Origin of the sequence: Longimonas sp. (assembly GCF_040409695.1) — a bacterium.
Lineage (GTDB): Bacteria > Bacteroidota > Rhodothermia > Rhodothermales > Salinibacteraceae > Longimonas.
Genome location: NZ_JARWGJ010000129.1, coordinates 18,364 through 30,418, shown reverse-complemented (window position 1 = coordinate 30,418; position 12,055 = coordinate 18,364). Strand labels below are relative to the sequence as shown.

11 protein-coding genes are annotated in these 12,055 nt (G+C 57.9%); 5 read left to right on the top strand and 6 right to left on the bottom strand.

All coding sequences use genetic code 11. The features are described from left to right. Positions 1 to 213: 213 nt before the first annotated feature. Positions 214 to 1,455 carry an acyl-CoA dehydrogenase family protein gene (locus PPP56_RS08245; protein WP_353563564.1) on the bottom strand — a complete coding sequence of 414 codons (1,242 nt, stop codon included), beginning with the start codon at positions 1,453 to 1,455 and terminating at the stop codon, positions 214 to 216. 110 nt (positions 1,456 to 1,565) lie between these two features. Between PPP56_RS08245 and PPP56_RS08240 the strand changes: the two genes are divergently transcribed. Then, the gene (locus tag PPP56_RS08240; protein WP_353563563.1) at positions 1,566 to 2,120 is read left to right on the top strand and encodes a hypothetical protein; all 555 of its coding nucleotides are present in this window, start codon (positions 1,566 to 1,568) and stop codon (positions 2,118 to 2,120) included. A 103-nt stretch (positions 2,121 to 2,223) separates the two neighbouring features. On the opposite strand, the gene PPP56_RS08235 is transcribed toward PPP56_RS08240, so the two are convergent. The 5 genes from PPP56_RS08235 to PPP56_RS08215 form a co-directional block, all read right to left on the bottom strand. After that, the gene (locus PPP56_RS08235) at positions 2,224 to 2,691 is read right to left on the bottom strand and encodes a hypothetical protein (protein ID WP_353563562.1); all 468 of its coding nucleotides are present in this window, start codon (positions 2,689 to 2,691) and stop codon (positions 2,224 to 2,226) included. A gap of 187 nt (positions 2,692 to 2,878) precedes the next feature. Next, complete coding sequence (nadA, locus tag PPP56_RS08230; RefSeq protein ID WP_353563561.1) at positions 2,879 to 3,868, bottom strand: quinolinate synthase NadA; 990 nt, start codon at positions 3,866 to 3,868, stop codon at positions 2,879 to 2,881. Between the two features lie 59 nt (positions 3,869 to 3,927). Next, a complete protein-coding gene (locus PPP56_RS08225) occupies positions 3,928 to 4,644 on the bottom strand; it encodes an ABC transporter ATP-binding protein (RefSeq protein WP_353563560.1) in 717 nt (238 codons plus the stop codon). A 65-nt stretch (positions 4,645 to 4,709) separates the two neighbouring features. Then, entirely contained in the window at positions 4,710 to 6,089 is a 1,380-nt protein-coding gene (locus PPP56_RS08220; protein ID WP_353563559.1) for a sigma-54-dependent transcriptional regulator, read from the bottom strand. 56 nt (positions 6,090 to 6,145) lie between these two features. Then, on the bottom strand, positions 6,146 to 6,859 hold the full coding sequence (locus tag PPP56_RS08215) for a tetratricopeptide repeat protein (RefSeq protein WP_353563558.1): 714 nt from the start codon (positions 6,857 to 6,859) through the stop codon (positions 6,146 to 6,148). Positions 6,860 to 7,677: 818 nt separating this feature from the next. On the opposite strand from PPP56_RS08215, the gene gap reads away from it, so the two are divergent. The 4 genes from gap to PPP56_RS08195 all read left to right on the top strand — a co-directional run bounded on the left by gap (position 7,678) and on the right by PPP56_RS08195 (position 12,001). After that, entirely contained in the window at positions 7,678 to 8,685 is a 1,008-nt protein-coding gene (gap, locus tag PPP56_RS08210) for a type I glyceraldehyde-3-phosphate dehydrogenase (protein ID WP_353563557.1), read from the top strand. A gap of 99 nt (positions 8,686 to 8,784) precedes the next feature. Beyond that, positions 8,785 to 9,990 carry a phosphoglycerate kinase gene (locus PPP56_RS08205; protein WP_353563556.1) on the top strand — a complete coding sequence of 402 codons (1,206 nt, stop codon included), beginning with the start codon at positions 8,785 to 8,787 and terminating at the stop codon, positions 9,988 to 9,990. A gap of 188 nt (positions 9,991 to 10,178) precedes the next feature. Then, positions 10,179 to 11,123, top strand: coding sequence for an ABC transporter ATP-binding protein (locus tag PPP56_RS08200; RefSeq protein ID WP_353563555.1), 945 nt, complete (start codon positions 10,179 to 10,181; stop codon positions 11,121 to 11,123). A 23-nt stretch (positions 11,124 to 11,146) separates the two neighbouring features. Further along, entirely contained in the window at positions 11,147 to 12,001 is an 855-nt protein-coding gene (locus tag PPP56_RS08195) for a hypothetical protein (RefSeq protein WP_353563554.1), read from the top strand. Positions 12,002 to 12,055: the final 54 nt, after the last annotated feature.

Here is a 12,055-nt window from a genome sequence, read left to right as displayed (position 1 = left end):
GATAGAGGTTCGTAGCCGGGGTTACGGGCCGACACGAGGGCGCAAGCCCGACTGACACCCGTATATCGGGGACAATTTGCACCAGGGGCATGACCTTCGGCCCCAGCCCAGTGGAGCCGCTCGCAGCGCCCCGACCGCAGGGAGGAAGTACTCTTGGGGTGCCCAAATTAAGAAATCAAAACAGGTTCTTATGTGCCTTATACAAGGTGTGATCTACACAAAGGCATTCAACCCTGTGAGGTCTTGCCCGACCACCAGCGTATGTACCTCATGGGTTCCTTCGTAGGTGATGACCGATTCGAGATTGGCCATGTGGCGCATCACCGGGTAACGACTGGTAACGCCGTCTCCACCCAGCACCTGTCGGGCCGAGCGAGCTACCTCCAGCGCCATCTCGCAGTTGTGGCGTTTGGCCATCGATACTTGCTGCGGACGCATCGCTCCTTCGTCTTTGAGCGTAGCAAGGCGCCAGTTCATGAGCTGAGCCGACGTGATGGACTGTGCCATCTCCACAAGGCGTTCCTGTACCAACTGGAACTGCCCGATCGGGCGGTCAAACTGTTCGCGGTTGATCGCGTGCTGCCGCGCGGCATCGTAGCACGCTTGCGCGGCCCCCACAACGCCCCAGGCAATTCCGAAGCGCGCCTGGGTGAGACACGAGAGCGGAGCCCGTAAGCCCTTCGCTTCAGGCAGGCGGTTGCTTGCCGGGATGCGTACATCGTTCAGGATCACCTCAGACGTTACCGCGGCCCGCAACGACCAGGTGTCCTCAATCGGAGGGGTTTCTACGCCGGGGCGGTCCAGTTCCACCAGAAAGCCGCGCACAGCGTCGTCTTCGTCTTTTGCCCAGATCACCGCGACATCGCCAATTGAGGCGTTTGTAGACCAGCGTTTGTGTCCGTTAAGCACATACTCATCGCCTTGCTTCACCGCACGTGTTTCCATGCCGCCAGGATTGGAGCCGTGATTGGGCTCGGTGAGTCCGAAGCATCCAATCTTTTCGGCTTGGGCCAGATCCGGGAGCCACGTGCGCTTCTGCTCCTCGCTTCCATATCGCCAGATAGGATACATAACGAGAGAGCCCATCACCGAGCAGAACGAGCGCAGTCCTGAATCGCACCGTTCCACCTCCTGCATCATCAGGCCATACACAATGTTATTGTGCCCACCCCCGCCGTACTCAGTAGGCAGATGCGGGCCGATGAGGCCAAGCCGAGCAAACTCCGGAATCAGGTGGTCGGGGAAGGTGCGCTCGTGGGCGTGCGACTCGATAATCGGCTCCACCTCTTCTGTGATAAACGCCCGCACGGCATCGCGCTGGGCACGCTCTTCATCAGATAGCAGCCCGTCGACATCAAAAAAGTCGACCGGGGCAAAATCCGCGGCGGCGTATGTGCTGCTTGCGGTTACGTCAGGCGATGAAGGCGGGGAGAGAGTCGATGCGGAAGCAGACATAAAATAGACAGTTAGTGAACAATACTGGAAAGCGCTGGTGAATCACCGAGTACAGATCGGCATATACGCGGCGGTAGTTGACCCTTCACAGGATAACACCTACGTTTCTTATGCTCAACCCTCACCGCATCACGAAGTTTGCGACCGCTACTATGCATACAAGAAGATGGACGTACACAGGCATCCTGCTGGCTATCGTGCTGATGTTTAGCACAGCGCCAACCGACGCTACGGCGCAGAACCAGCCGCGGCTTGGGGTGGGCTTTAACACGCTTATCAGCACCGAAGACGGGTTTGGGCCAGGCGTCCGCTTTCGCGTGTCGTCGCCTATCAACCGCGATCTTTCTATCGCGCTCGGGTCGGCCTTCACCGGATACATACTGGGCGGTCGCGACGAAGCCTCGTACGCGCTCGACCCGCAGATCTCGCTCATCGTAACCCGCACTGACACGCCCACGCAAGGCACGTATTTCATGGGGGGATTCGGGGCCTACCTGCCTATCCAGACAGAAGAAAGCACTGCTGCTCCTACGATTCACCTGGGAGCCGGACGCGTGTGGCTGCTGCAGGATACCTCGCTCTACGCTGAGTTCAATCCCTCACTTGTGATCGGGGAAGACGCCACAAGCGGACTGTTCTCGCTCCGCTTCGGCGTGATCTTTTAGAGCGTGATCTTCTGGGCAGTGTCTGGGCTACACGGGTATACAACGCCCGGGTGCATCCTCAGGAAATGCTTGTTCAGGCACCACCTGGAGAGCGTTTTGCCTGCTACACGGTCGCCATGATTGCCTGTGCACGTTCTGACGGCTCGCCCTCGCGGGAGCGTGCATACTCAGGCCGAGCGTGCTTCGTTACGTAGTGGTCGATATACGCTGCAGCCACCTCGGCCTCCTCATCGGCTGTGCAGAGGTAGTACTCTTGTTTGTAAGGCTTCTCCCACTGACTGGGAAAGAAGAGCGTGCGATATTGGGGTTTCGTAAGCCCAAGTACCGCACCGGCCTCATGCCAGAGTTCGCCCCCGGTGTGGAACCCTCCGTGTAGGAGCAGCTCACGCTCGGTGTAGGTCTCTGATTCGAGAAGCACGTGCCCGGCAATGCAGCATTTGAAGCCCTTTGGGACAGCCGATTGAGAGATTACCTCCTGTTCATTGCGTGCAAAAGCCCATTGCGCCAGGCAGCAGCGCTCGGGGCGGTAGACGATGGTGCGCCGGACGGTTTCCAACAGATCAACGTTCATAGGCGTCAAAGAAACAGGTAAACAACGTTGGGTTTGAGGTGCATTGTAACGTGCGGAAGGGCGCGAGACAATGCGATGTATATGATGCGTATGCTTTCTAACGCTCGCAAGTAGTTATCGTTCAGAATGGACGAAGACAAGCGTTATGCAGGATGTAGCAGCAACCAGGTAGCAACAGGTAGAGAAGCTATTTGATGCCCGCGCTCATCTCCATCATGCGCTCAATCGGGCGCAGGGCGTCTTTACGGAGCGACTCTTCCATCGTAATTTCAGGGCTTTCATGCTCCAGGCACAGGTAGAGCTTCTCGATGGTATTGAGCCGCATGTGAGGACACTGGCTGCAGTTGCACCCGCTTTCCGGCGGTGCCGGAATAAGCGTATTGTGGGGATTGTCCTTCTCCATCTGGTGCAAGATGCCTTCTTCGGTGGCCACGATAAACTTGGCCGGGCCGTTATCGCGCGCGTAGCGCCGGATCTGGCTTGTGGAACCGATAAAGTCTGCATGCTGAAGAACTGCGTCGCGGCATTCAGGATGCGCCAGTACGTCGGCGTCAGGGTGCTTGGCTGCCAGGCGCAGCAGTTTGCGTTCGCTGAAGGTTTCGTGCACGATACAGACGCCATCCCACAGGACCATGTCGCGCCCCGTTTCGCGAATCAGGTAGGCCCCGAGGTTGCGGTCGGGTGCAAACAGAATTTTCTCGTCTTCGGGAAGCTGGTTGATAATGTGCGCGGCGCTCGACGAGGTACAGATGATGTCGCTAAGCGCTTTCACGGCAGCCGAGCTGTTCACATACGTAATGACGGTATGGTCAGGGTACTGGTCGCAGAACGCCTCAAAGGCATCGGGCGGGCATGTGTCGGCAAGGGAGCATCCGGCATTCAGGTCGGGTAGCAGGACCGTTTTTTCGGGATTCAGGATCTTAGCGGTCTCTGCCATAAAGTGCACGCCGGCAAACACGATGATTTCTGCATCAGTGTTAGCTGCCTCACGGGCCAGGCCAAGCGAGTCGCCAACGAAGTCGGCCAGCTCCTGAATGGCAGCTTCCTGATAATAGTGAGCCAGCAAAATAGCATTTTTCTCAGTTTTCAGGCGCTCAATTTCGGCATACAGGTCAAGGCTGGCATCGACAGGCGCATCCACAAATCCGAGACTGCGGTCGAGGGTGGCAGTAGACATGGTAGGGAGGAAGCTAAACAAAGGTACTGAGGGAAACGCGCATGTGCTTGTACGTACACCTACGACAAGGGCACCGAGCGATCCGTTGGAGAGGCGTCATGCAGCTGCCCGTGCTCAAGGCGAAGCACGCGGTCGGCAATTGAAGCAAGTGCCGAGGTATGCGTTACAAGCACGAATGTCTGTCCGGTTTCATGGCGCAGCGTTTCAATCTCCCTATGTAGCGGTTCAGCCGTATCGGCGTCCAGGTTTCCGGTGGGTTCGTCGAGCAGTACGAGCGCAGGCTCATTCATTAGCGCACGCGCTACGGCAACGCGTTGCTTTTCTCCCCCTGAAAGCGTAGCGGGCCGCTGGTCGGCGCGGTCGGCAAGTCCCATCAGGCCGAGCAAGCGGCGAGCGCGGCGTTCTGCAGCGTCGGCTCCTTGTCCGTGGATACGAGCAGGCATGGCTACGTTTTCGAGGGCCGAAAACTCGGGGAGCAGATGGTGAAACTGGAAGACAAAGCCGATACACTGATTTCGAAACGAGGCAAGCGCTTCGTCATCCAGCGCAAAGATGTCGCGTCCATCAACATGCACCTGACCACTGGTCGGGTGGTCCAGTCCACCAAGGATATGCAAGAGGGTGCTTTTCCCGGACCCGCTCTCGCCCATTACAGCGACAATCTCGCCTGGCTGTACCTGAAGGTTGAGATCCCGAAGCACGGTAAGCGCCTGGGGCGTGTCTTCCTCAAACGTTTTGGTAAGCCCCAAAACATCGACAATCGGCGATTCAGCCATCGGTACGGGAGGCACAAAGATAAAAAGGGTAAGCAGGCAGAAGCTCTAAGCAGGATCCGGGCGGCTTACTCGTCGCGCTCTATGTTGTACTTGTTGAGCTTGTTGTACAGGTGCGAGCGCTGAATCCCGATCGTTTCGGCGGTCTGGCTTACGTTCCAGTCGTGTTCATCGAGCTTGTGCTCGATAAACAGCTTCTCAAACTGGTCGCGAGCATCACTGAACGTATCGTAGGAGTGGATGAGGTCATAGGCCGGACCACTGCTTGACGTTTGAGGTCCCATGCAGCGCTGCACATCGTCGGCATCGACCGTCTCCCCATCGGTCAGAATGAGAATGCGTTCCAGCACGTTGTGGAGCTCACGCACGTTGCCGCGCCATTCATAGCGCTGTAGGGCGTTGAGGGCTGCATCCGAAAACGTCTTAGGGGGAATGCCATTGCGCTGCGCCAGGCGGCCGGCCATGTGTTTGGTGATAAGCGGGATATCGCTACGGCGCTCACGAAGCGGCGGCACATCGATAAGAATAACCCCAATACGGTGGTAGAGGTCTTCTCGAAACTGATTCTCCTCGATCTCCTCCTGTAAATTCTTATTGGTGGCGGCGATGACGCGTACGTCGACTTCTACCGTGCGGTCGCCCCCAACGCGCTGAACCTTGTGCTCCTGAAGCACGCGCAGCACTTTCGCCTGAGCCGACAAGCTCATATCGCCTATCTCATCGAGAAAGAGTGTGCCGCCGTGCGCCTGTTCGAATTTCCCGATGCGTTGCTGCGTAGCACCTGTGAAGGCTCCTTTCTCATGACCGAAAAGCTCGCTCTCAATCAGTTCGCTGGGAATGGCGGCACAGTTGACCTCAACCATTGGGGCATCGCTGCGTCCTGACTTGCGGTGCAGCCAGCGTGCGACAAGTTCTTTGCCCGTGCCGTTCTCGCCTGTTATGAGCACGCGCGCTTCAGTAGGCGCCACGCGCTCTATCGTATCTTTAATCTCAGCAATCGCCGTACTCTCGCCGATGATGGGCGTGAGGTCATCGGAGTGCTTCTCCGTGATCGTCTGCCGCATGCGGCGATTTTCCGTCTTCAGTTCGCCACGGTCCAACGCATTACGTACAGTGAGAAGCAGGCGGTTTAGGTCCGGCGGTTTCTCGATGAAGTCGTAAGCCCCCAGCTTTGTCGCTTCAACTGCCGTTTCAACCGTACCATGTCCACTGATCATGACGACGGGAAGCTCAGGGAACTCGTCACTGAGTACCTCCAGCACATCCATGCCATCACGTTTAGGCATTTTCACGTCGAGCAAGACCAGGTCGTAGGTGTCTGACCGGGCCATGTCGAGGGCTTCTTCGCCATCAGAGGCGCATTCTACGCCGTAGTCTTCGTACTCCAAAATTTCTTCGAGGGTACGTCGAATGCTTGCCTCGTCGTCAACAACAAGGATCGTAGCCATAGGCAGCAGGGGAGAAGCAAGAGGCAGGGTGAGCAGAGGGCGAAACGCCTCGCTTCTTACGAGGCCGTTCGTGCCTGGCGCGCTTCCACTCGGGCCAGGAAGCGCTGAACGCGTTCTGCTTCGGGCGAGTCTGCGTACTCGGTTTGGATCTGGCTGTAGACCCGGCGTGCTTGCTCCAGGTTGCCAGCAGCCTCGTAAGCGCGTCCGGCATTCATGAGATACTGAGGCGATACGTGGGCGCTCGAAGCGAATTCGGCGGCGCGCTCGTAGCGGGCTCCTGCCGTCTCGTAGTCGCCCCGATCTTCAAAAATAGATGCCTCGGCGGCCAACGCGCTTGCTCCGATCAGGTCACGATCTTTGTCGAAGCGCTCCAGGTAGGTCATCGCTTCGTCGGGCAGGTCGTTACGCAGATACGCATTGGCAACATAGAAGACCGCCAGGTTGCCCGCGTCTGTACCGCTGTACGTATCCGCAATCTCAAGCAGTCCCATAAGATCACCAGTGCCCTGCAGGGCGCGTTCGTACTCGCCCATGGCGTACAAGCGCTCAATCTGTCCGAGATGCCGTTGCGCTTCCGCTTCGGTCTGCTGCACGTTCCAGAAATAGACACCGACAGCAGCAATCAGTACAACAAGTCCAACGCCTGCAGCATAAATGGCGTTTTTGTTTTCTTCAAAGAACAGCACGCTCCGTGCATACAGGTCAACAATGGAGTTGGAGCGCAGCTCTTTACGGCGCGACGACTTTTCAGGCGTTTTAAGCGAAGACATACGGTAAAAACAGTTCGACAAAAAGGAGACTCAGGCTCGCGTACAGCACGCGAGATATAACGTGATGGGTACCCCATAAGCAAGACATAGCACGAAAGAATGTTTCTGAGCGGATGAAGTTGCGGAAGGCAGCCACTGCCCGGCCTATACGATTTGCCCCGAGCGTACGATCATCCGTTCATAGAGCTTCTCGCAAGACCCGACTGGCGCTGCCTTAGGTAGCAGCCAAGAAGCATTTACCCAGAATCAAAATGGAATCGAAAAGGAGATCAAGAGGGAGTGCGTGTCATGATGCAAGGGAGGGGGGATGGGGGACGCGCGCCACAAATCCATAAAACAGTTGCACCCCTCCTGAATAATTTGCACCTTAGACCATGACAAAGAAATACAGCAGCGTATCCCTGCATTCACCATCAAACAACATTTGGATATGTTGTTTGTCCGCCAATACGCTATTTAACCAGTGTTTATTGGTATAGAAAATGAAAAGGAGGGCAACGGTCCGCAACGGGGAAGGGATGCTGAACATTGCGTACCGGTGCGGGTGCATGTTGTGACGGATGCACTGCACCTGTGCATAAACGAGAGACGTAAACAATGGGCGAGCCTGCCACGATGTGGATCTGCCGTTATGCTGACGCGCAGACCCAGGTTGAGGCCTTCGCCACTCGCAGGAGTATGCGTAGCAAAGCGCTAACACGGCGTATCTCCACGCTGCATCTGTCATGAGAAGCCGGCGGGACGGTTGAATAGCAACGACCAGACCGGCCCGCGGCGTCTTTGTATTCGATGATTTCTCACTCAAGACCATTTCACCCATGGCTACTACACTTGGTATCAATGGATTCGGCCGCATCGGCCGCCTGGTACTACGCTCCATCATTGAGCGTGGCGATACCGACTTTGAGATTGCCGGTATTAACGATCTTACGCCCGCTGCCACGCTGGCTCATCTGCTCAAGTATGACTCGGTACACGGCACGTTGGATACGGAGGTCTCGCACACCGACGATTCCATTACCGTAGGTGACATCACGTTTCCCGTCTTCAACGAAAAAGACCCCGCCAACCTCCCGTGGGGCGATGTGGGATGCGACATCGTGGTGGAGTCGACGGGACTCTTCCGCACACGCGAAGCCGCAGGCAAACACCTCGAAGCCGGGGCCAAGCAGGTCGTGATTAGTGCGCCGGCCAAAAGCGAGGTCGACGCCACAGTCGTGCTCGGGGTGAACGATGAGATCCTGACAGGCGACGAGAAGATCGTATCTAACGCCAGCTGCACAACAAACTGCCTGGCGCCGCTCGCGAAGGTGCTCGACGAGGCCTTCGGGCTCAAGCATGGTCTCATGACGACCATCCATGCTTACACGTCATCGCAGAATATCGTAGACGGTCCGCACAGCGACCTTCGCCGTGCACGCACCGCTGCTGCCTCCATCATCCCAACCTCGACCGGCGCAGCAAAAGCGGTCGGACTGGTGCTGCCCGAGCTTGATGGTAAGCTCGACGGCATGGCCATGCGCGTGCCCATCCCAAACGGATCGATCACCGACCTGACGGTACACGTCGAGAAAGAGGCCTCCGTTGAAGCCGTAGACGCTGCTTTTAAGGCCGCTGCCGAAGGGGCCATGAAGGGGGTCCTTGAGTACAACGAAGCTCCGATCGTTTCGGCCGATATCATCCACAACCCGCACTCCTGCATCTACGACGCACCGTCGACCATGGTAACGGGCGAGATGATCAAGGTTACGGGCTGGTACGACAACGAATGGGGCTATGCCAGCCGCGTCGTTGACCTGGCTCAGAAAATTTCGTCGATGTCCTAAACGTGTAAAGACACAGTCGCCGCAGACCGGAATGGGAGATGTCCTCTCGTTCCGGTCCTGCGTTTTATCTCCTCAAATAGATGCTCTACACAGCCTGCCATGAAAAAACTCACCCTCGACGCGGTAAATGTAAAAGGCAAGCGCGTACTCATCCGGGTCGACTTCAACGTGCCGCTTAAGCACAGCGAAGATGACAACCGCCCTACCGTCGCCGACGATACACGGATTCGGGCTGCACTGCCTACCATACGACACGTGCTCGACAAAGGTGGAAAGGCAATTCTCATTAGCCACCTGGGGCGCCCCAACGGGGCTCCCGACCCGGACCTGAGCCTTGCAGCGGTCGCCGATCATCTCGACACGCTGCTGGAAGAGCGTGTTCGCTTCTCCAGCAACACCATTGGCGATGCCGTGCAGGAAGCAATCGACGGCATGGGGAATGGATGCGTTATTCTTCTTGAAAATACACGCTTCGATCCAGGGGAAAAAGCCAATAGCGATGACTTTGCCGATGGACTCGCTGCCCTCGCCGACATCTACGTAAACGATGCCTTTGGGGCCGCACACCGCGCCCATGCCTCCACAGCAGGCGTGGCCGAGCGTGTGCAGCCTGCTGTTATGGGACGCCTCATGGAAAAAGAGGTCGAGGTGCTCACCAAGGTGCGCGACGAACCAGAGCCGCCCATGGTCGCGATTCTTGGTGGAGCTAAAGTGTCCGACAAAATGGGCACCGTGCGGCGTCTATCTCAAAATGCAGCGCACCTGCTCGTAGGCGGAGCCATGACGTACACCTTCCTGAAAGCACAGGGCGAAGAGGTCGGGAACTCGCTGGTCGAGGAAGACCGGCTGGAGCAAGCTGAATCCCTCGCCGATGAGGCCGGCGATGTGTTGCACCTGCCACAAGATCATGTCTATGCCAACTCGATCGAGGACGAAGCGCCCGCGGGGGTCTCCGAGGGCGGCATCCCTGACGAAAAAATGGGCCTCGACATTGGCCCGGCTACCGTAAAGGCGTATACCGACTATATCGGTGAAGCCAAAACCATCATCTGGAACGGTCCCATGGGGGTCTTCGAAACAGAGGCGTTCGCACAGGGCACGATCGCAATTGCCGAAGCCGTTGCCGAAGCTACCGATAACGGCGCCTTTTCCGTCGTTGGCGGGGGCGATTCCGTATCGGCACTGAACGTAGCCGGCAAAACCGATCGCATCAGCCATGTGTCTACCGGCGGCGGAGCCATGTTGCAACTGCTTGAAGGCGAGCCGCTCCCAGGGCTCGAAGCGCTCACCGACGCCGACGTATAGCCACGTTGAAAGCTAGCACCACACATAGGCTGAGAGGACACTGTAGCTGGTGCTACACGCAACGCGGTGCGTAACAATGCCTCTCCTACATTCGTCTTGTGTGGCAGAGAACGTTTTGGGGCGCCGCAAACTCCGCAGAACCTTCCTGATGCACTCGCTCTATTCTTACACGCTCGCTTTTGACTGCTATGTCTGCTGCTATTGCTGTTGACGGACTCTGCAAAACCTACCGCAGTGGACTCTTTCGCAACAAGACCGTCGAGGCGCTCCGAGGCATTGACCTTACGGTAGGGCGCGGCCATGTATTTGGACTGCTGGGGCCCAACGGTGCAGGCAAAACAACCCTCGTCAAGATCCTTCTTGGCATTGTACACCCTACAGCAGGCGATGCGCACCTCTTCGACGTACCCGCTACGCGGGCCGAAGCGCGAACACGTGTGGGCTACCTGCCCGAGAAACACACCTTCCCCGGACTCCTCACCGCTACACAGATGCTCGATCTGTACGGGCGGATGGGGCGGGTGTCCACTGCAGAGCGTGCGACACGCATCCCCGAACTGCTCGAAAAAGTGGGCCTCTCTGCTCAGGCCGATCGCAAGATCAACACCTTCTCAAAAGGAATGCTTCAGCGGGTCGGCATCGCACAGGCCCTGCTCAACAATCCCGACCTTCTGTTTCTCGACGAGCCTACCGATGGAGTAGATCCGGTGGGCCGACGCGACATCCGCGACCTGCTCGTATGGCTGCGCGATGAAGGCACGACCATCTTCATCAACTCACACCTGCTCTCTGAGGTCGAAAAAGTATGTGGCGAAGTTGCCATCATGAACGAGGGCGAACTGGTACGACAGGGAGGGATTGGCCAGCTCACAAGCGTCGAGCGCGAATACCGGATTACCTGCACCCCGCTTCCCGACAGCCTGCCCGGCGCAGCCGCCAGCCAGATGATGCGGGTTGACGAGGCGCCTGCGCCTGAACTGGAGCAGTGGCGCGTAGCCGCCGAAACCCGCACCGACCTGAACGCACTGCTCGACACGCTACGCAGTCATAACGTGGAGCTCGAAGCCGTCGAGCCCGTGCGGCGCTCCCTGGAAGACTACTTCATCGACGTGGTGTCGCCCCCGTCGGCCTGAGGCCGCCTTGCCGCACATCGCTCTTGCCCAACCCCCCTTACCGCTACATGCAGCCTACGCTCGGACTTATCTACCTTACGTTTCGCGAGCTCTGGACCAAAAAGATTGTGCTGGGCCTGTTTATCATCAGTTCGCTCATTCTGATGATGGTGGCCTTCGCGCTCAACCTCGACGTGGTCGACGGCTCCCTTGCCGGACTCCGCCTCTTCGGGCAAACGCCCGATGGGCCTGTCGAGGGCCTCTCGCTCGAACAGCTGGTCTTTGGCATCGAGTCGGCCGTGGCAGGCGCTACGTACTGGATCGGCATTCTGCTTGCCCTCTTTGCCACCGCACCGCTCTCCGTCTCGCTCCTCGAACGCGGCCACATCGACCTGCTGCTCTCCAAGCCCATAGGGCGCACCCCACTCCTGCTCAGCCACATCGCCGGCGTCTGGGTCGCCGTCTCCGTCCTCGCGCTCTACCTCATGGGCGGAGTCTGGCTCATCCTCTCCATCAAAACCGGCGTATGGCACCTGCCTTTTCTGCTCAGCATCGGACTCGTCGTGCTCATGTTCGGCGTTATGTACGGCGTGGTCGCGCTCATGGGCGTGTGGACCGAGAGCACCGCTCTCGCGCTTATCGTGAGCTACGGACTCATCTTTGCATCGATTGTCTTAGCAGCCTCCGACGCGATTCTCGATACGCTCGGCATGGTCGGCTCAACCGCATTTGTCGCGCTCTACCACATCATGCCCAACTTCGCCGAGGTGTCGGGCCTGGCTGCCCGTTTAGCCCGGGCCGAATCTGCGACAGACTGGTACCCGCTGTTTTCGGCGGTGGCTTTTGGGGCCGTAGCCTACGGGCTCGCGCTCTGGATCTTCAACCGGCGCGACTTTTAACGACTACCATACCGGCACAGAAAAGCCGACCCGCACGGTCTGCATAATCGTTCG

Excerpts from the sequence above, each read along its gene's own strand:
- PPP56_RS08245 (WP_353563564.1), bottom strand. The coding sequence starts at position 1,455 with ATGTCTGCTTCCGCATCGACTCTCTCCCCGCCTTCATCGCCTGACGTA.
- PPP56_RS08240 (WP_353563563.1), top strand. The coding sequence starts at position 1,566 with ATGCTCAACCCTCACCGCATCACGAAGTTTGCGACCGCTACTATGCAT.
- PPP56_RS08235 (WP_353563562.1), bottom strand. The coding sequence starts at position 2,691 with ATGAACGTTGATCTGTTGGAAACCGTCCGGCGCACCATCGTCTACCGC.
- nadA (WP_353563561.1), bottom strand. The coding sequence starts at position 3,868 with ATGTCTACTGCCACCCTCGACCGCAGTCTCGGATTTGTGGATGCGCCT.
- PPP56_RS08225 (WP_353563560.1), bottom strand. The coding sequence starts at position 4,644 with ATGGCTGAATCGCCGATTGTCGATGTTTTGGGGCTTACCAAAACGTTT.
- PPP56_RS08220 (WP_353563559.1), bottom strand. The coding sequence starts at position 6,089 with ATGGCTACGATCCTTGTTGTTGACGACGAGGCAAGCATTCGACGTACC.
- PPP56_RS08215 (WP_353563558.1), bottom strand. The coding sequence starts at position 6,859 with ATGTCTTCGCTTAAAACGCCTGAAAAGTCGTCGCGCCGTAAAGAGCTG.
- gap (WP_353563557.1), top strand. The coding sequence starts at position 7,678 with ATGGCTACTACACTTGGTATCAATGGATTCGGCCGCATCGGCCGCCTG.
- PPP56_RS08205 (WP_353563556.1), top strand. The coding sequence starts at position 8,785 with ATGAAAAAACTCACCCTCGACGCGGTAAATGTAAAAGGCAAGCGCGTA.
- PPP56_RS08200 (WP_353563555.1), top strand. The coding sequence starts at position 10,179 with ATGTCTGCTGCTATTGCTGTTGACGGACTCTGCAAAACCTACCGCAGT.